Annotated in this window: 18 protein-coding genes and 2 pseudogenes; 15 read left to right on the top strand and 5 right to left on the bottom strand. The window is 73.4% G+C overall.

Features of this window, described 5'->3' with window-relative positions; genetic code table 11:
• Positions 1-230: 230 nt before the first annotated feature.
• Positions 231-875, bottom strand: coding sequence for a uridine kinase family protein (locus tag ACSLIC_RS02235; protein ID WP_436735983.1), 645 nt, complete (start codon positions 873-875; stop codon positions 231-233).
• Between the two features lie 218 nt (positions 876-1093).
• On the opposite strand from ACSLIC_RS02235, the gene ACSLIC_RS02230 reads away from it, so the two are divergent.
• From ACSLIC_RS02230 to ACSLIC_RS02220, 3 genes and pseudogenes are all read left to right on the top strand, one after another.
• Entirely contained in the window at positions 1094-2455 is a 1362-nt protein-coding gene (locus tag ACSLIC_RS02230) for a peptidase C39 family protein (RefSeq protein ID WP_436735982.1), read from the top strand.
• A 459-nt stretch (positions 2456-2914) separates the two neighbouring features.
• Positions 2915-3500: pseudogene (locus ACSLIC_RS02225) on the top strand (N-acetylmuramoyl-L-alanine amidase); the annotation flags it as partial.
• A 472-nt stretch (positions 3501-3972) separates the two neighbouring features.
• Positions 3973-4251: a hypothetical protein gene (locus ACSLIC_RS02220; RefSeq protein WP_436735981.1), complete on the top strand. Its 279-nt coding sequence runs from the start codon at positions 3973-3975 to the stop codon at positions 4249-4251.
• A 554-nt stretch (positions 4252-4805) separates the two neighbouring features.
• Here the strand turns inward: ACSLIC_RS02220 and ACSLIC_RS02215 are convergent.
• Positions 4806-5342 carry a flavoprotein gene (locus ACSLIC_RS02215; RefSeq protein WP_436735980.1) on the bottom strand — a complete coding sequence of 179 codons (537 nt, stop codon included), beginning with the start codon at positions 5340-5342 and terminating at the stop codon, positions 4806-4808.
• 133 nt (positions 5343-5475) lie between these two features.
• Between ACSLIC_RS02215 and ACSLIC_RS02210 the strand changes: the two genes are divergently transcribed.
• The 7 genes and pseudogenes from ACSLIC_RS02210 to ACSLIC_RS02180 all read left to right on the top strand — a co-directional run.
• On the top strand, positions 5476-6645 hold the full coding sequence (locus ACSLIC_RS02210) for a helix-turn-helix domain-containing protein (protein ID WP_436735979.1): 1170 nt from the start codon (positions 5476-5478) through the stop codon (positions 6643-6645).
• 71 nt (positions 6646-6716) lie between these two features.
• Positions 6717-6920 carry a hypothetical protein gene (locus ACSLIC_RS02205; protein WP_436735978.1) on the top strand — a complete coding sequence of 68 codons (204 nt, stop codon included), beginning with the start codon at positions 6717-6719 and terminating at the stop codon, positions 6918-6920.
• The gene (locus ACSLIC_RS02200; protein ID WP_436735977.1) at positions 6917-7174 is read left to right on the top strand and encodes a hypothetical protein; all 258 of its coding nucleotides are present in this window, start codon (positions 6917-6919) and stop codon (positions 7172-7174) included. Before ACSLIC_RS02205 ends, ACSLIC_RS02200 begins: the two co-directional genes overlap by 4 nt.
• Entirely contained in the window at positions 7171-7302 is a 132-nt protein-coding gene (locus ACSLIC_RS02195) for a hypothetical protein (RefSeq protein WP_436735976.1), read from the top strand. Before ACSLIC_RS02200 ends, ACSLIC_RS02195 begins: the two co-directional genes overlap by 4 nt.
• Positions 7303-7369: 67 nt before the next feature.
• Positions 7370-7840: a hypothetical protein gene (locus ACSLIC_RS02190; RefSeq protein WP_436735975.1), complete on the top strand. Its 471-nt coding sequence runs from the start codon at positions 7370-7372 to the stop codon at positions 7838-7840.
• A gap of 66 nt (positions 7841-7906) precedes the next feature.
• On the top strand, positions 7907-8572 hold the full coding sequence (locus tag ACSLIC_RS02185; protein WP_436735974.1) for a class I SAM-dependent methyltransferase: 666 nt from the start codon (positions 7907-7909) through the stop codon (positions 8570-8572).
• 284 nt (positions 8573-8856) lie between these two features.
• A pseudogene (locus tag ACSLIC_RS02180) lies at positions 8857-8997 on the top strand (peptidase C39 family protein); the annotation flags it as partial.
• A 69-nt stretch (positions 8998-9066) separates the two neighbouring features.
• Here the strand turns inward: ACSLIC_RS02180 and ACSLIC_RS02175 are convergent.
• Positions 9067-10326 (bottom strand): glycoside hydrolase family 18 protein, encoded by a 1260-nt coding sequence (locus tag ACSLIC_RS02175; RefSeq protein WP_436735973.1) that lies wholly within the window; start codon positions 10324-10326, stop codon positions 9067-9069.
• Between the two features lie 344 nt (positions 10327-10670).
• Here ACSLIC_RS02175 and ACSLIC_RS02170 point away from each other — a divergent pair, with 344 nt between their 5' ends.
• The gene (locus ACSLIC_RS02170; RefSeq protein ID WP_436735972.1) at positions 10671-11843 is read left to right on the top strand and encodes an acyl-CoA dehydrogenase family protein; all 1173 of its coding nucleotides are present in this window, start codon (positions 10671-10673) and stop codon (positions 11841-11843) included.
• Positions 11844-12157: 314 nt separating this feature from the next.
• On the opposite strand, the gene ACSLIC_RS02165 is transcribed toward ACSLIC_RS02170, so the two are convergent.
• Positions 12158-12586, bottom strand: coding sequence for a hypothetical protein (locus tag ACSLIC_RS02165; protein ID WP_436735971.1), 429 nt, complete (start codon positions 12584-12586; stop codon positions 12158-12160).
• A 293-nt stretch (positions 12587-12879) separates the two neighbouring features.
• Between ACSLIC_RS02165 and ACSLIC_RS02160 the strand changes: the two genes are divergently transcribed.
• From ACSLIC_RS02160 to fxsA, 4 genes are all read left to right on the top strand, one after another.
• A complete protein-coding gene (locus tag ACSLIC_RS02160) occupies positions 12880-13320 on the top strand; it encodes an Lrp/AsnC family transcriptional regulator (RefSeq protein ID WP_008407389.1) in 441 nt (146 codons plus the stop codon).
• Between the two features lie 197 nt (positions 13321-13517).
• Positions 13518-15170 carry an amidohydrolase gene (locus ACSLIC_RS02155; protein WP_436735970.1) on the top strand — a complete coding sequence of 551 codons (1653 nt, stop codon included), beginning with the start codon at positions 13518-13520 and terminating at the stop codon, positions 15168-15170.
• Positions 15171-15693: 523 nt separating this feature from the next.
• Entirely contained in the window at positions 15694-16482 is a 789-nt protein-coding gene (locus ACSLIC_RS02150; RefSeq protein WP_436735969.1) for a polyprenol monophosphomannose synthase, read from the top strand.
• Positions 16483-16575: 93 nt separating this feature from the next.
• Positions 16576-17154: an FxsA family membrane protein gene (fxsA, locus tag ACSLIC_RS02145; protein ID WP_436735968.1), complete on the top strand. Its 579-nt coding sequence runs from the start codon at positions 16576-16578 to the stop codon at positions 17152-17154.
• A 92-nt stretch (positions 17155-17246) separates the two neighbouring features.
• Here the strand turns inward: fxsA and ACSLIC_RS02140 are convergent, their stop codons facing one another.
• Entirely contained in the window at positions 17247-17621 is a 375-nt protein-coding gene (locus ACSLIC_RS02140) for an RNA polymerase-binding protein RbpA (protein WP_003946969.1), read from the bottom strand.
• Positions 17622-17662 lie beyond the last annotated feature (41 nt).

Raw genomic sequence — 17662 nt, 5'->3', positions numbered from 1 at the left:
GCGTGGTGACGTTGAGTGAACGGGCGGGTGCGCAAAGCGGTGCGAAATGGCGCTGCGGGCAGAACGAAGCCCCCGGTCACGGGGGAACAACCGGGGGCTTCGCGTCTGCGGGAGCGGCCCCGCTCGGACCGCTCCCGCAGAACGTATGACCTGCGGCGGGCCCCGGTCAAGCGGCTGCGAGCCCCCGCTGACGGGCTTTCGGCGGAGATCGGCGGAGTGCCGATGGTGCGTCACCCACCGTCACCGGCAAGGGGGTTGGGAGTGATTCGCCGAGGGCCTGAAAGAAGTGCCGGTTCACCCGTCGCACCGGGCCGTACCAGTGTGTCGGCGAAGGGCCGCGACGGGTCCCCGGCGAAGTGCCGCCGCTCGGCCCGGGCCCAGCCGCGCCAGAAGGCGGCGAGCCGCGGCCCGTCCCGCTCCTCGCCGCGCCGGCGGGCGGTCCGTACGTCGACGTCCACCCACAACAGCCGGGCCAGCACCGGCCGCACCGCGCGCCGGCCCGCGCCCACCCCTTCGATCAGGACCACCGGGGCCGCCGGCAGGGGCGTGGGCGGACCGAAGGCGCGGCGGTTCCAGTCGTAGGGCCGGTAGTGGGCCTCCTCGCCCCTGCTGAGCGGTGCGAGCACCTGCCGGCGCAGCCGCGCCGTCCAGGCGAACGGCTCGTCATGGGTGGCCAGGTCGTCCAGGTGGAGGACGGGTGCCCCGCCGAGGGCCTCGGCCAGCCGCCCGGCGAAGGTGGTCTTGCCCGATCCGGCGTGCCCGTCCACGGCGACGAGCCGGACCGGGCCGAGGGAGGGCCGGGCTTCCCGGATCTCGGCGGCGAGGCGGGGAAGGGGGCCGGGCGGGCCGGTTCGGCCGGTGGGGTCCTGTCGCACGGCGCCAGCGTACGGGGGCGCGGTGCGCCGCCGCCCGGGTGGGTGTGGTCGCGGGTCCCGCGCGGCGCGGCCGGGGTGCCAGTGGTTCAGGCCAATATTGGTCCACCCCTGGCAGCCGGGAACCCTGGCAGAAGGGCTGGGGCACCGGCCATAGTGGGCACTTGTCGTGCACCTGGCGTGCCTCTCGTGCTGATCCGACGTCGACTGGGGGACCTCCCATGACCCGATCCGAACTCCCCCGCAGGGCCCTGCTGACGGCCGCGGCCGCCGTCGCCGCCACCGCGGCCGCCGGCCCCGCCGCCGCCTCGGGCCCGCTGCCGCGTCCCCCGGCCGGCGAGCGGCGGGAGCCCGCAACCGTCGACAACCACTTCTGGAGCACCGCCTCGGACTGGCTCGGGGGCCGGGGCAGCGGCATCCGCGTCGTCGCCGGGTCCCGCCCCGGCATCCGCATCGCCGCTCCGGCGGGCGTCGCCGAGTACGCCGACCCGCACACCGGCACCACCGCCGCCTGGGAGTACGCCACCTGGACCTCCCCGCTGCACCGCAGCAAGGTCCCCGCCACCGAGCTGATCGCCTCCTGGAACGCCCGTACCCCGGCCGGGACCTGGCTCCAGGTCGAGGCGGAGGGCGTCTACGCGGACGGTGTCCGCACCCCCTGGTACGTACTGGGCCGGTGGGCCTCGGGCGACCAGGACATCCGGCGGACCTCGGTCGACGGCCAGGGCGACGACCGCAGCAGCGTCTGGACCGACACCGTCTCGGTGGACGACGCCGCCTCCGGCACCCGGATTGTCGCGTTCCGCCTGCGCCTGACGCTCTACCGCACCCCGGGCAGCGGTGCCACACCCACCGTCTGGCGGGCCGGGGCGATGACCTCCGACGTCCCCGACCGCTTCACCGTCCCCGCGAGCAGGCCGGGCCGCGCCCACGAACTGGACGTGCCCCGCTACTCGCAGAACACCCACATCGGCCAGTACCCGGAGTACGACAACGGGGGCGAGGCGTGGTGCAGCCCCACCTCCTCGCAGATGATCATCGAGTACTGGGGCCGCCGTCCCACCGCCGAGGACCTGTCCTGGGTCAACCCCGACTACGACGACCCCCAGGTGTGCCACGCGGCCCGCTTCACCTACGACCACCAGTACGAGGGATGCGGCAACTGGCCCTTCAACGCCGCCTACGCCGCCACCTACGACGACCTGCGCGCCGTCGTCACCCGGCTCGGCTCGCTGGCCGACCTGCACCGGCTGGTCACCGCCGGCATCCCGGTCATCACCTCGCAGTCCTTCCTCGCCGAGGAGCTGACCGGCGCCGGCTACGGCACCTCGGGCCACCTGATGACCGTCGTCGGCTTCACCGAGAACGGCGACATCGTCGCCAACGACCCCGCCTCGCCGAGCAACGAGGCCGTCCGCCGGATCTACGACCGCACCCAGTGGGCGAACATCTGGCTCCGCACCAAGCGCCACGCCGCCGACGGCCGGGTCCTCTCCGGCACCGGCGGCGTCTGCTACCTGTACTTCCCCGCCGAGCTTTCCCCAACTCAGAGGGCTGCGCTGGCTTCTGTCGGTGTCCGGTAGGTCGACGTAGCGAAGCCCCCTTGAGCGTCAGTTCAAGGGGGTCTTAGGGCTGAGCTGTCAAGGCTGGGGAGTGAAGGGGGAGGTCTTTCCGAAACTCCCTCGGCGAGCCACTGCTGCATCACTGCTCGCCCTCGCCCGTCCGCCTCGGGCATGAAGTGCGCATAGATCCTCAGCGTGATCGACGCATCCTTGTGCCCCATCCACGAGGATACGGAAACGACGGACTCCCTGGCGTCCAGCTGTACCGAGGCGAACGCGTGGCGTAGAGCGTGGAACCCGTCGTCGCGGGACCCTGCGTGCCGCAGGACAGTCCGCCTCTTACCGTTGGCGCGCGTCACGACCTTCGAGTCCGGGGCCGGGAGGATGCCGGCCTCCACGAGCGCGGGCTTCCAGACTCGCTGGTTGAAAGAGGTTCTGCGCATCGCAAGGCCGGACGGGGAGGTGACCAGAAGGTCGTATGTGCGAGGGGCGCGTTCCCGCCCCGCTCGGCGGCGGCGCCTCCGCCTCAAGGCCGAGGGAGCCACCGTCGTGGAGGTGGGCAGCTAGGAGAACCCGCAACCGCAACAGCAAGGGCGCCTGGGGCCCTGTGAACGGCGTGATGATCCACCACACCGTCACCTCCGGCTCCGCACGAACCGTCGACATCTGCCGCAACGGCTACTCGGCCTGCCCGGTCCCCTCTGCCACGGCGTCATCACGAAGGACGGCCGGGTCCACCTCGTCGGCTACGGCCGGGCCAACCACGCCGGGCTCGGCGACGACGACGTCCTCGCCGCAGTCATCGCGGAGAAGGACCAGCCGCGAACGAGGCCAACACCGACGGCAACGCGCGCTTCTACGGCTTCGAGTGCGAGAACCTCGGCGACGGCAAGGACCCTGGCCCGCCGCCCAGCTCGACGCGATCGAGCGCGTGTCGGCCGCCATCTGCCACGTGCACGGCTGGGGCGCCGCCTCGGTCATCGGCCACCTGGAGTGGCAGCCCGGCAAGGTCGACCCGCGCGGCTTCGCCATGTCGTCGATGCGCGACCGGATCGAGCGCCGCCTCTCCGCCCCGCCCGGCAAGGCCCCCACCCCCGAGAAGGAGAAGCCCGTGTCCTACAAGGAGACGCGGGAGCAGGACAAGGCGCCCGCCCCCGCGAAGTCCCCGACGCGCGAGAAGAATCCGACCTGGAAGCCGATCAACTTCCTGCGCGAGATCTTCGACCTCGCCTGGGAGATCCGCGACCTGGTCCGCGACATCCGCGACCAGCAGAAGGGGGGCCTGACCATGGCCTCACCCGTAGAGAAGAAGGTCACCGCCTCGTCGGTCGCCGCCTACCCGGCGAGCACCGGCCTGCTGGCGATCCTCACTACTGCGCAGGGCGACGCCCGGCTGGTGGAGTGGATGCCGGACGGCCTCGCACCGTTCGTCCTCGCGCTCATCCCCATGGCGATCACGTTCGTCGGCGGCTGGGTCGCGAAGCACACCCCGCGCCGCCTGGATCTCCCACCTGCCACCTGACCTCCGGGAGGCGCTGATGGGTGACCTCTTCGGCGTGAAGATCGCCGACCTCGGCGCGGTCACACTCCTCGCGCTCGTGGTCCTCATAGTCCTCACCGGGCGCCTCGTACCCCGCCGGACCTACGACGACCTGCGCGAGGAGCGGGACACCTGGCGGTCCGCGCACACCGTCTCGGAGGAGGCGCGCGCGGTGGAGCGCGCGCAGACCCGCGAACTGCTGGAGCTGGGACGCACCGGCACCCACGCACTCGCCGGCCTACGCGAGGCCACCATCGAGGAGGCGGGTACCGAGTGAAGTGGCCACGGCGGCGTCACACCCGAAGCCCCGGCCTGGAAGCGGCCGAGCAGGCGCTCCTCCGGGCCCGCGCTGATCGCGAGGAAGCCGAGGCCCGGAGAGCGGCCGTCTCGGAGACGGCCAGCGCCCTTCGGCAGCGACGCGAGGAACGACGCTTCACACAGCGCGCCATGATGATGATCTGCGCCCAGCACCCCGAGAGAGGCCAGCGTGCCAGCATCTGACCCTTGTCCAGCCGAAGGCCGCATCGACCTGATTGGTGGAGACGGCGCCGCGACGGCCGCCCGAGGCCTCGCCGACCCCGTACCCGTTCCGGCCGTCGCCCCGTTCCGCGAGCCGGTCTAAACCAACGGTTCGTGGTCCGGGCCCAACCAGAACGAGGACTGACAATGCCCCCGCCCCCTGCTGATGCAGGGAGCGGGGGCGCTTCGGCATAGCGAGACCGCCCTGGCCGACTTGGTCTGCCGAGGGGCCACCCCGCGCGTGCGGGGACCATCGTTCACCGTGGCGGCAGGGCGCGGCCGGGCCGCGGGCACGGAGGGCATGGGGGCAGGTTAGCGCCGCGCGCTGACAGCGCGCTCGACCTCGCCGAGAGCGTGGCGCCACGGGAACTCGCGGCCTTCGCCAGGCGGATTCGGCTGGAACCCGCCCTCCCCGTACAGCACGCTCACGCCCATGCCGCGCAGCTCCGTGACGCTCCTGTCGAGCGCTCGGTGTTGGGCGTAGGCGGCGTTCACACACGGCATGGTCACCAGGGGGATGCCCTTGCCGATGCCCTCGGCGCACACCCCGACGACGAAGGAGCTGGTGATGCCGAGGGCCCACGAGTTGATGCTGTTGAAGGTGGCGGGCGCGAACAGCACGGCGTCCGCCTGCGGCCAGGCGTCGGCGGTCCCGGGCGTCTTGTACTCGGACCGGACCGGGTGCCCGGTCAGACGCTCCAGCTCGGCCGCCTGCGGCTCCAGCCAGTGGGCGGCTGTCGGGGTGAGGCCGAGGCACACATCGAAGCCGCGCTGCTGTGCGTCCTCGATCACCGCCCCGACGCCGAGGACCGGAGGGGCAGCTGAACCGAAGAGGTACAGAGTCGTCATCGGCACATCCCATCGCGCCGACCACGACAGACGCAACCGCCCCCGATCGGTGGACGACCGGAGGCGGTTGAGGTCCCCCCGCCGGGCGGCGCGGGTATGTTCCAGATGACGAGTCAGGAACAAGGGGACCAGTATGCCCACACCGGACGATGACAGCACAGGTGGCCGCATCCGCAGAGAGCGGCGCCGGGCACGACTCAGCCAACGCCAGCTCGCGGATCGCCTGCCGTTCTCTTACAGCCTCCTGAATCAGGTGGAGTGTGGAGCGCGCGCAGCGTCGGCGGAGCTGGTTGCGGCGGTCGCCGCAGCCCTGCGCATCGACGTCTCCCTGCTCACAGGATCTGCCGTGACCGATCAACTTCCCGGCCAGCGGACCGACATCGTGTGCCCGATCCGTGAGGCCCTCGACCTGTACGACCTCGCACCGGACGCAGAGCGCCCAACCCGCCCGGTGGCGGCCATGGCGGAGGCCGCCGACCGGGTGTGCCAGCAGGTGCGGGCGACCCGCCTGCGCACTGCCGCGAGCGTGCTGCCGGACCTCATCGCCGACTTGACCCACGTGGCGCTGATCTCTCCGTCCACGGAAGGGTGGCGGGCGCTCGCTTCCGCCTACCGGTCCGCGCACGACGTGGCCCTGAAGCTGGAGCACCGGGATCTCGCCGCTCTTGCGCTGGAGAGGATGGGGTGGGCCGCGGAGCGGGCCTCCGACCCGTGCCTCGCGGCGATCCGCCAGTACAAGCGCGCCCTGTCCTGGCAGGACTCCGAGCTGGGGCTCCGCCTCGTCCAAGCCGGCCACGCCACCCTGGACGGGCAGTCGTCCCGCGAGGCCCTGGCTGTCGCCGGGCAGCTGCACCTCGGGGCGTCGGCGGTCGCCGCGCGGGCCCGGGACCGGGCGGGCGTCGCGCGGCACATCGAGGCGGCCCGCGAACTGGCCGACCGTACCGGCCCGGCCCAGTCGATCCACTGGCTCGGTTTCGGCGCGCTCAACGTCGACCTTCACGCGATGGGTGCGGCGATCACCATGCGCCAGTACGACGACGCCCTCCAGCAGGCCAGGGCTCTGCGCATCCCGCCGTCGGCGATGACGTCGCGCCGAGCCCGCTTCCTCGTCGACCGGGCCATGGCAGAGATGGAGACGGGCCTCGGCGACACGTCGCTGAAGCATCTGGTCGAGGCGCGGGCGGTCGCCCCGGAGCAGACCCGCTACCTTCCTCGGACGCGGGAGACGGTGCGCGGCCTGCTGCACACCACCCGCCGGCCGTCCGAGCGACTGACGCGCTTCGCCGCCTGGGCGGGGGTGTAACGCTCACAGATCTGTGAGCGTTCCGGTCCCGGTTGCGCGCCAACCTGCTGATCTCGATCAGACAGCAGGGGATGAATGTGACGACGACAGCGCAGGAGTTACCGCAGCCCACCACCCTGGCCAACGAGCAGCTGCGCGGGGCCGCGTGCGTCTGGTGCGGCGAGCGGCTCGACACCGCGATGGCTGTGGACCTCGGCGCCCGCCCGGACCCCGCTTACTCGGGTGTCCGCTGGTACCCCCGCGCCTGCCCTGCCTGCGCGGAGGCCCGGTCGTGAGCGGCCTGTGCGCGCCGTGCCGCGTCACCGAGCACGGCTTCTGCGCGGGGAACTACGACGTGTACATCGGCGGCTTCGGCGCGCCAGCGGTCCGGGGTCGCTGCGCCTGCCCCTGCCCCTGCTGCTCGCAGGAGGTGCGCGGCGTCTGCGACCGGTGCGGCGAGCCGTGCACCCCGGCCACCGCCGCCGCCCACCGCGCCTGCGTGCTCCGCCTCGACCCCACCCGCCCCACCCTCATGGAGGTGCCCCGATGATCTGCGCCCGCTGCGACAAGACGATCACACCCGACGAGGAGTACGAGCGGCTGACCCCGGACGCCGGGTCCGTCGGCAAGCCGGACGTGGTTCGGCACCTGGCCTGCCCCGGGCGCCGCACCTCCTGAGACCCCCCGCCGGGCGCCGGCGGGGGCCACGCCCCAGCCATGGGGCACCACCAGCGAAGAGGACACCGTGACCATCGCGTTGGAGCACGCCGGCACAACCGGCACGTCCCACCTCCTCACCTCCCAGCTCCTCGACCGACTCGCACAGCGCATCACCACCGACCACCCCGACATCGGCACACCCCTGGCCCGCCGAGCCGTCGTCCAGGCCGCAGCGTTCATCGCCGCCTCGGGCCGGGCACCCGGCCAGGCCCTCGCGCCAAGTCCGCTCGTGGACATCGCCTGGCACACGTTCATCCTTCACACGGTGGACTACGCCGCGTTCTGCGAGCGCATCGTCGGCCGGTTCATTCACCACGTCCCCACCGACGATGAAGCCACGCTCCCCGGTGGGCCTGCCGAGACACGCGCCCGCACCCTAGCTGCCATCACCATGGCCGGCTACAGCATCGACCACGAGCTGTGGCCCGAGGCCTCCGCCGAGTGCAGCCCGTGCCATGCCGGATGCTCCGACAGCCCCAACACCGGCAAGAAGTGACCTGACCCGCGCAAGACTCCAGCCGCCCGGCCCTCGCCGGGCGGCTGGCCTACGAACGGAGCCACCATGACGACCGCTCTCGCCTGGGACACCTACTCGCAGCAGCGCCCCAGCCGCCGCCCTGTCAACGGCCGCGGCGAAGCCACCTGGTTCAACTGGACGCAGCATCAGGACCACGGCCCGGGAGATGAACTGCTGCACCTGCCCGCCGGCGGCCGCGTCCTGGACATCGGCTGCGGCAAAGGCGGCAACGCTGCCCACCTCGCCGCAGCAGGGGCCCACACGGTCGGCGTCGACATCTCCCCAGCCCAGCTTGCGGCCGCGCGTCAGCGCTGGGGCCACCTGCCACGACTTGCCCTGCACCAGACGGACGCCCTCGACTATCTGGCCGACGACTGCGGGATGTTCGACGCCATCTACTCGGTGTTCGGCGTTGCCTGGTTCAGCGATCCCGCCCGTCTGCTCCCTGCCGTCCGCTCTCGGCTCACCGCCGGAGGGGTGTTCGCCTTCTCCCACCGGCCGCCGGTCGAGGGCTGCTACGGCTGCCAGGCGTCGTACATCCCGCGTGGCGCCGACGAGGACCCGCTCGTCGTGAAGCGCTGGGACTACACCCCGCAGACATGGGTCGAGAAGGTGGAGGCCGCAGGGTTCTCCGAGGTGTTCGCTCAGGTCCTTGCCGCGCCCGAAGGGGACCGGCGCGTCGGCACACTTCTGGTGACCGGGCGCGCTTGAGCGGAGTGAGCCGCTCGGGTACGCCCTCAGCCGACCAGCTTGGCGAGCGGGATGTCCAGGGCGCGGGCGATCCGCGCGAGCCGGGTCGGCTTGGCCTGCCATGAACATCGCCTCCCGGGGAGCGTCTGGGGAGTGCGTGCTGCCGGGGAGTGGCTGGGGAGTGCGCCTCGCCTTGCTCAATGCCTCCCCATCTCAATCGCGGCGATTGAATATGTGCAGGCGGGAAGCGTCTACGCTCTACCGGATGGCTGCCGCCCGGGTGCGCTTGTCACTGCATTCAGACGGCGAACATCTGGCTCCGCACCAAGCGCCACGCCGCCGACGGCCGGGTCCTCTCCGGCACCGGCGGCGTCTGCTACCTGTACTTCCCCGCCGAGCCGAGCGCCGCCCAGCGTGCCGCACTCGCCGCCGTGGGTATCCGCTGACGCGGGGCGGTACGCCGCAGGGGGCGCGGGCCAGCAGGCCCGCGCCCCCTCGGTGCCCCCGTGCGGCGGTCAGTCGATCGCGCGGATCAGCTCACCGTCGGCGGTGTCCCCGCTCAGTTCCCAGAAGAAGGTGCCCGCCAGGCCCTCGCGCTCCTTGAAGGCCATCTTCCCGGCGATGGTCGCGGGTGTGTCGTAGCTCCACCACTCACCGCCGCAGAGCGCGTACGCCGTCCCGCCGGCCTCCCCGGACGCCGGGCAGCGCTCCTTGAGCACCTTGTAGTCCTCGATGCCCTGCTCGTACTCGCCGGAGGCGGGGCCACTCGCGCTGCCGCCCGGCGCCTCGCCGGTGACCCCGGTCCAGCCGCGACCGTAGAAGCCGAGGCCCAGCAGCAGCTTGGACGCCGGGACGCCGGCCCCCTTCAGCTTGGCGATGGTCGCCTCGGTGGTGAACGAGGCGTCCGGGATGCCGTCGTACGCCGTCAGCGGCGAGTGCGGGGCGGTCGGGCCCTGGGCGTCCCACGCGCCGTAGTAGTCGTAGGTCATCGGGTTGTACCAGTCGACGTACTGCGCGGCTCCGGCGTAGTCCGCGGCGTCCAGCTTGCCGCCCTCGGAGGCGTCGGCCGGGATCGCGGCGGTGACCAGGTAGTCCTCGCCGAACTCGGCGCGCAGCGCGGAGACCACCTCGCCGAACGCCTCGGGGCCGCTCTCGTCGCAGGTGAGCCCGCAGGCGTTCGGGTACTCCCAGTCGACGTCGATACCGTCGAAGACATCGGCCCAGCGCGGGTCCTCGACCAGGTCGTGGCAGGACTCGGCGAAGGCGGCCGGGTCCTTGGCCGCCTCGGTGAACCCGCCGGACCAGCTCCAGCCGCCGAACGACCAGAGGACCTTGAGGTCGGGGTGGCGCTTCTTGAGCTTCAGCAACTGGTTGAAGTTGCCGCGCAGCGGCTGGTCCCAGGCGTCGGCCTCACCGTCGACCGACTCCTCGGCGGAGTACGCCTTCTCGGTCGCGGCGAAGCCGTCGCCCAGGGCGCACTCGCCGCCCTGGACGTCGCCGAAGGAGTAGTTGATGTGGGTGAGTCTGTCGGCGGACCCCGACGTCTCGATGTTCTTGACGTGGTAGTTCCGGTCGTACACCCCCCACTCGGTGAAGTAGCCGATCACCTTGGAGCCTGCCTGGGCCCCGGTCGCGGCGGACGCCCCGGAGGCGGGGGAGGGCGCGGGCCCGGCGGAGGCGGTTGCGGTGCCGGCCAGGAGCCCGGCACCGAGGACGGCGGAGGTGGCGGCCGCCAGCAGGGCCGCCAGGCGGGAGCGTGGACGGGTTCTGGGCATCGTGTCTCCTCGTGGGGGAGGCGGACGGGCGGCGGGGCGAGGCGCCTCGCCCGCCGTTGCCGGAACCTTAGGAGGACTAGACCAGTTGGTCAATGGTTCGTACCAATGCGCGGGGTCGTCCTCAAGGAGGGTCCCGGTCGCCAACCCGTGACGCGAGGGCCCCGATCGGGCATACTCGACGCGCCACAGCCGCTGGTCAGGCCCGGTGTACGCCCCTAGGCGGCGAGACAGGGGCCGACGGTCCGCGACCCGGACCGCCGGCCGGCTGCGGCAGCGAGACCGGCGATGGCGCCACACCCCGTGCGCGGACGCCGGCATGCCCTGACACGGAGGAGAGCGCCCGCATGAACGACCGCGCCCCGCAGGCGGTGGACCGTCAGCTGCCCACCGACGAGGCCCGGGACCTGATCTCGCTCGTCCGCGAGATCGTCCGCCGCGACATCGCACCGGCCACCGCGGAAGAGGAGGAGGCCGGCCGCTTCCCCCGCGAGACCTTCACCCGGCTCTCCGAGGCCGGACTGCTCGGACTGCCCTACCCCGTCGAGTACGGCGGAGGGGGCCAGCCCTACGAGGTCTACCTCCACGTGCTGGAGGAGCTCGCCGCCGCCCGGCTCACCGTCGGCCTCGGCGTCAGCGTGCACACCCTCGCCTGCCACGCCCTCACCGCCTTCGGCACCGACGAGCAGCGCGCCGCCCACCTGCCCGCGATGACCGGCGGCGGCCTGCTGGGTGCGTACGGCCTCTCCGAGCCGGCCGCCGGCTCCGACGCGGCCTCGCTGCGCACCCGGGCCCGCCGCGACGGGGACGACTGGGTGCTCGACGGCACCAAGGCGTGGATCACCCACGGGGGGATCGCCGACTTCTACACCGTGATGGCCCGCACCGGCGAGGAGGGCCCGCGCGGCATCACCGCCTTCCTCGTCCCGGGCGACGCCCCCGGCCTCAGTGCTGCCGCGCCCGAGCGGAAGATGGGCATGAACGGCTCGCCCACCGCCCAGATACACCTGGACGGCGTCCGGGTCGGTGACGACCGCCGCCTCGGTGCGGAGGGGCAGGGCTTCGCCGTTGCCCTGGCCGCCCTCGACTCCGGGCGCCTGGGGATCGCCGCCTGCGCGACCGGGGTGGCGCAGGCCGCGCTGGACGCCGCCCTGGAGTACGCCTCGGGCCGACGGCAGTTCGGCCGGCCGATCGCCGACTTCCAGGGGCTGCGGTTCCTCCTCGCCGACATGGCCACGCAGGTCGAGGCCGGGCGGGCGCTGTACCTCGCGGCGGCGCGGCTGCGCGACGCCGGGCTCCCCTTCTCCCGGCAGGCCGCCATGGCCAAGCTCTTCTGCACGGACGCGGCCATGAAGGTCACCACCGACGCCGTCCAGGTCCTCGGCGGGTACGGATACACGGCCGACTTCCCGGTCGAGCGGCTGATGCGCGAGGCGAAGGTGCTCCAGATCGTGGAGGGCACCAACCAGATTCAGCGCATGGTCATCGCCCGTCACCTGGCCGGGCCGGAGAGCCGCTGAACCGGAAGACCGGGGCCGCCGCCAGCCGGGACCACGCGGGGTCGCGGCGGCCCGGCAAGGTCCGTCCGTGGTGGGCCCACTGCCGGAACGGCGCCCGGCGGACGGGCGGATCGGCCACCGGGAGCGCCGACTCTTCCCGGCCGGGCGGCAGCGCGGAGAGCCCGTGCCGGAGCCGTCTGTTCGCGGAGGGTGAAGAGGTCACGCCAGGCGAACGCCGTGCACCGCCAGGGGGCCACGGGTGAGTCGCCGTTCGGGGCCCGGGTCTCCTCGCCGACTGGCGGCGCGTACGCCGCCGGCGCGGGAGCCCCGGGGGCTCAGGCGGCCTCGCCGCGCATCCGATGGAGGCCGATCGGCCGCGAGCCGGGGCCGCCCACGTGGGAGAACGGCTGCGTCCGCCAGTCCAGCGTCTGCGGCAGCGTCAGCAGCACGGCGGCGTCCTGGGTGTGGCGGTCCGTCTCCTCGCCGGCCGGCAGCGCCTCGTCGGCCGGGCGGCCGGTGCCGGAGCAGACGGTGAGCCCGAACGGGTCCCACGGGGTGGCGCACAGGGCGTGCTGGGGCAGTGTCTCCTCGTCGGCGAGGAGGGCGATGGGCTGCGCGCAGTCGGGGCACACGACACGGACCAGCCCGAAGGTCTCGTACGCGTCGAGCTCCTCCTCGGACTCCTCGACCGGGTCGGGCACCAGCTCGACGGCGGGCTGCTGCCTGCTGCGGGCAGCGCGATGGGAACGCTTGGCACTCTGCATGGGATTCTCCCCCTCGGGTGGGCCGACAAGGCGACTGCGGCCTCGGCCACAGCAAGCACTTCCCTGGGAGATCGACGGGTAATCACTTCGCAGGCGGGGACACGGCCGCATGGATGTGGCCTTGGTCACATGACCGGCGTACTTTGCCGCGAACGGCGTAACGTTCGCGCCCCTGTCCGCGCGCGAGCCCCCGTCGCGCGCCGGGACGCTGCGGCTCCGGGCCCCGGCAACGGACGGCCCGTCCACCGGTCTCGGCTGCGGTCCGGTGCGGGCGCCCTGTAGGTTCTTGCGCCATGGAGGACCTGGACCGTCAGATCGTGCAGTTGCTCGTCGCTGACGGGCGGATGAGCTACACCGACCTGGGCAAGGCCACCGGCCTGTCCACCTCCGCCGTGCACCAGCGGGTGCGCAGGCTGGAGCAGCGCGGGGTGATCCGCGGCTATGCCGCCGTGGTCGACCCCGAGGCGGTGGGACTGCCGCTGACCGCCTTCATCTCGGTCAAACCCTTCGACCCCAGCGCCCCCGACGACATCGCCGAACGCCTCGCCGGCGTCCCGGAGATCGAGGCGTGCCACAGCGTCGCCGGCGATGAGAACTACATCCTCAAGGTCCGTGTCACCGCTCCCGTCGCCCTGGAGGACCTGCTCTCCAGGGTCCGCTCCCTGGCCGGCGTCTCGACCCGCACCACCGTCGTCCTCTCCACCCCTTACGAGGCGCGCCCGCCGCAGCTCTGACCGCTCCGGCAGCCGCCTTCCGCGCCCTGGCGCACCACTCGCCGCCTCGATCCGCACCGTCCGCGCGGAGGCCGCCTCACGCGCGCCTGGCGCACCACGGCGCGCGGAGGCCGCCTCACGCGCGCCTGGCGCACCACGGCGCGCGGGAGGCGCCCCCGCGCGCCGCCCCCGCGTCCCGAGGGGCGAGACTGTTCCCCATGAGTGACAGCCCCGCCCCGCCCCGCACCGAGCCCTCCGTCAACCGCACCGTACTGCTGCGCGGCGGCGAGGTGCACAGCCCCGCGGACCCGTTCGCCACCGCGATGGTCGTCGAGCGCGGCCAGGTCGCCTGGGTGGGCTCGGAGGGCGCCGCCGACGCCTTCGCCGACGGGGTGGACGAGGTCGTGCACCTGGACGGGGCCCTGGTCACCCCCGCCTTCACCGACGCCCACGTCCACCTCACCAGCACCGGCCTGGCCCGCACCGGCCTCGACCTCTCCGGCACCCGCACCGTCGAGCAGGCCCTCGACCTGGTCCGCGCCCACGCCGAGGCCCGCCCGCACGACCGGGTGCTGCTCGGCCACGGCTGGGACGCCGCCCGCTGGCCCGGCCAGTTCCCGCCCGGCCGCGCCCAGCTCGACGAGGCGGCGGGCGGACGCCCGCTGTACCTCTCCCGGATCGACGTCCACTCGGCGGTCGTCAGCAGCGCCCTCCTGGACCTGGTGCCCGGGGTCACCGAGCGCGCCGGATACCGCCCGGACGCCCCCCTCACCGGCGACGCCCACCACGCCGTACGCGCCGCCGCGCTCGGCGCCGTGACGCCCGTTCAGCGGGCCGAGGCCCAGCGCGCCGCCCTGCGGGAGGCCGTCTCGCTGGGCGTCGGCTCCCTCCACGAGTGCGCGGGCCCCGAGATCAGCAGCGAGGACGACCTCACCGGCCTGCTGCGGCTCGCCGCTGAGGAGCCGGGACCGCGCGTCACCGGCTACTGGGGCGAACGGGTCACCGGCCCCTCGGACATCGACCGCATCCGCGACCTCGGCGCCCACGGAGCCGCCGGGGACCTCTTCGTGGACGGCGCCCTCGGCTCCCACACCGCCTGCCTGCACGCCCCCTACGCGGACGCCGGCCACACCGGTACCGCCCACCTCGACGCCGCCGCCGTCGCCGCGCACGTCGCCGCCTGCACCGAGGCCGGCCTCCAGGCCGGGTTCCACGCCATCGGGGACGCCGCGCTGACCACGGTCGTCGCGGGCGTCCGCGCCGCCGCCGAGAGGACCGGCCTCGCCCGGGTGCGGGCCGCCCGGCACCGTGTCGAGCACGCCGAGATGCTCACCGAGGAGACCCTCGCCGCCCTTGCCGAACTGGGTATGACCGCCTCCGTGCAGCCCGCCTTCGACGCCCTGTGGGGCGGCGAGGACGGCATGTACGCCCAGCGGCTCGGCGCCCCTCGCGCCCGCACCCTCAACCCGTTCGCGGCCATGCTCCGCGGCGGCATCCCGCTGGCCTTCGGCTCGGACAGCCCCGTCACCCCGGTCGCTCCCTGGGAAGCCGTCCGCGCCGCCGCCTTCCACCGCACCCCCGAGCACCGCGTCTCGGTCCGCGCCGCCTTCACCGCCCACACCCGGGGCGGCTGGCGGGCGATCGGCCGCGACGACGCCGGCGTCCTCGTCCCCGGCGCCCCCGCCGACTACGCACTGTGGCGCACCGAGGAACTCCTGGTCCAGGCCCCGGACGACCGGGTCGCCCGCTGGTCGACCGACCCGCGCTCCGGCACCCCGGGGCTGCCCGACCTCACCCCCGGCGCGGACCTTCCGGTCTGCCTGGAGACCGTGGTCGGCGGCGAGACCGTGTACGTGCGCCCACCCGAGTGATCCGGCGGCGCGGCGCTTCGGCGGCCCGGTCCCGCCCCCGCCCGGCCCCTCCGCGGGGGCCCCGCCCCTGACCTGGACATTCCCGAAGCCGCCCCAGGTGGCACGGGTGTTGACAGAACCGCGAGGCGGACGGGTAGGTTCGGCCGGGTCCACCACTGGACGCCCGACCGGGGAACCCCCGAACCGTCGCCGTACGCCACTGGGTCAGGGGCGGTACGCCACCAGGCGCACCGCCACTGGGAGCCAGGCCCAGCGCCCGCGTCGGGGACGAGGGACGTTCCGGCCGGCCGGCGGGTGCGACCCGGGTGGGGCCCGGAGGTTCAGTAGACAACGGTTCTCGGTCGACTCGCAGCCAGCGGGTCCCGGGCCGGCCCGAAGGACGCCGGGCCCCCATTCCGCGCCGTTCCCGGCACCGGGCGGCGCGCGAACCGCCCGCGCGGCACTCCCGGCGCCCGATCGGCTCGGCCCCCGGCACCGTGAGCATTATGGTGGTGGCCTGTGCACGGACAGGTAAGGGGCAAAGGTGAACGACGGCGGTGACAGGGCTTCAGAGGCCCCGTGCGGGGAGTACGGTCCGCTCGGAACCACTCTGGTGATCATTCCGACGTACAACGAGGCCGGCAACATCGCGCCCGTCGTCGCCCGGGTCCGCGAAGCCGTTCCGAAGGCCCACGTACTCGTCGCCGACGACAACAGCCCCGACGGCACCGGGAAGATCGCCGACGAACTCGCCGCCGACGACGAGCAGGTGCACGTCCTGCACCGGGCCGGCAAGGAAGGGCTCGGCGCCGCCTACCTCGCCGGGTTCCGCTGGGGACTGGAACGCGACTTCGGCGTCCTCGTCGAGATGGACGCCGACGGCTCCCACCAGCCCGAGGAACTGCCCCGCCTGCTCACCGCCCTGAAGAGCGCCGACCTGGTCCTCGGCTCCCGCTGGGTGCCCGGCGGCCGGGTGGTGAACTGGCCGCGTGGCCGCCAGCTCCTCTCCCGCGGCGGCAGCACGTACTCGCGCCTGCTGCTGGACGTTCCGCTGCGCGACATCACCGGCGGCTACCGCGCGTTCCGCCGCGAGACCCTGGAGAAGCTCGGTCTGACCGAGGTCGCCTCGCAGGGGTACTGCTTCCAGGTCGACCTGGCCCGCCGCGCCGTCCAGGCCGGCTGCACGGTGGTGGAGGTCCCCATCACCTTCGTGGAGCGCGAACACGGCGACAGCAAGATGAGCCGCGACATCGTCGTGGAAGCCCTCTGGCGCGTCACCGCCTGGGGCGTCGGCGGCCGCGTCAGCAAGGCCCTCGGGCGTACGCCCGGCTGATCCGCGCGGGCCAGGCCCCCGGCCGTGCGCCGGGGCCCGCCCGGTGATCATCCCGCCTCCACGTCCGGGGCGCCGGGCAGGCACACTGGAGGCATGACGACTGGCGCACCGCCTCCCTCCCGCAACGCTCCGCGCTCCCGCCTGAGAACCTTCCTGCCGCTCGCTCTCGTGGTGTGGCTGATCCTGGAGGTCTGGCTACTCACCCGGGTCGCCGAGGCGACGAGCGGGTTCATCGTGTTCCTGCTGCTCCTGGCCGGCGTCGTGGCCGGCTCCGCGCTGATCAAGCGGGCCGGTCGGCGCGCTCTGCGGAAGTTCCAGGAGACCGTCGCCCAGCAGCAGCGGGGCATCACCCCCGAGACCGACCGCAGCGGCGGCAACGCCTTCCTGCTGATCGCCGGGCTGCTGCTGATCCTGCCGGGGCTGGTCTCCGACCTCTTCGGCCTGGTCCTGCTGCTGCCCCCGGTCCGGACCGCCCTGGCCCGCCGTGCCGAACGTTCACTGGAACGGCGGATGGCGGCGGCCGGGCCCGGCACCTTCGGCGGCGCCTTCCAGCAGGCGCGGATGCGCGCTCCCGACGGCAAGGTCGTCCCGGGAGAGGTCGTCCGCGATGACGACGAGCCACCCCGGCGCTCCGGCCGCGACGACGGCCCCAAGCCGCCGCTCACCCCCTGAGGACGCCGAAAAGGCCCGTGGGCCGTGCCACCCGGTGAGGGGTGGCACGGCCCACGGGCCGAGAACGGTGCGTCAGGCACACCGGAAGCGCCTCAGGCGGACTTCCGGCTGTCCCGCGGGTGCACCGCGATGTTCATGGCGCCGGAACGAAGGACGGCCAGCCGCTCGGCCAGCACCTCCTCCAGCTCCTCCCGCGTGCGCCGCTCCATCAGCATGTCCCAGTGCGTACGCGCGGGCTTGCCCTTCTTCTCCTCGGGTCCGTCGCCGTCCACCAGAAGTGCCTGGGCGCCGCAGACCTTGCACTCCCACTCCGGCGGAATCTCGGCCTCAACCGAGAACGGCATCTCGAATCGATGTCCGTTCTGGCATGCGTACTCCACGGCCTGGCGCGGGGCCAGGTCGATGCCGCGGTCGGTCTCGTAGCTCGTCACCACGAGGCGCGTGCCGCGAAGAGCTCGCTCACTCATGAATCGTGCCTCCCGGGCTTGTCGCCCACAGGACAGGTGTC

The sequence above is a fragment of the Streptomyces sp. BBFR102 genome (genome assembly GCF_051397025.1).
Taxonomy (GTDB): Bacteria; Actinomycetota; Actinomycetes; order Streptomycetales; family Streptomycetaceae; genus Streptomyces.
This window is presented reverse-complemented; position numbering and strand designations above follow the sequence as displayed.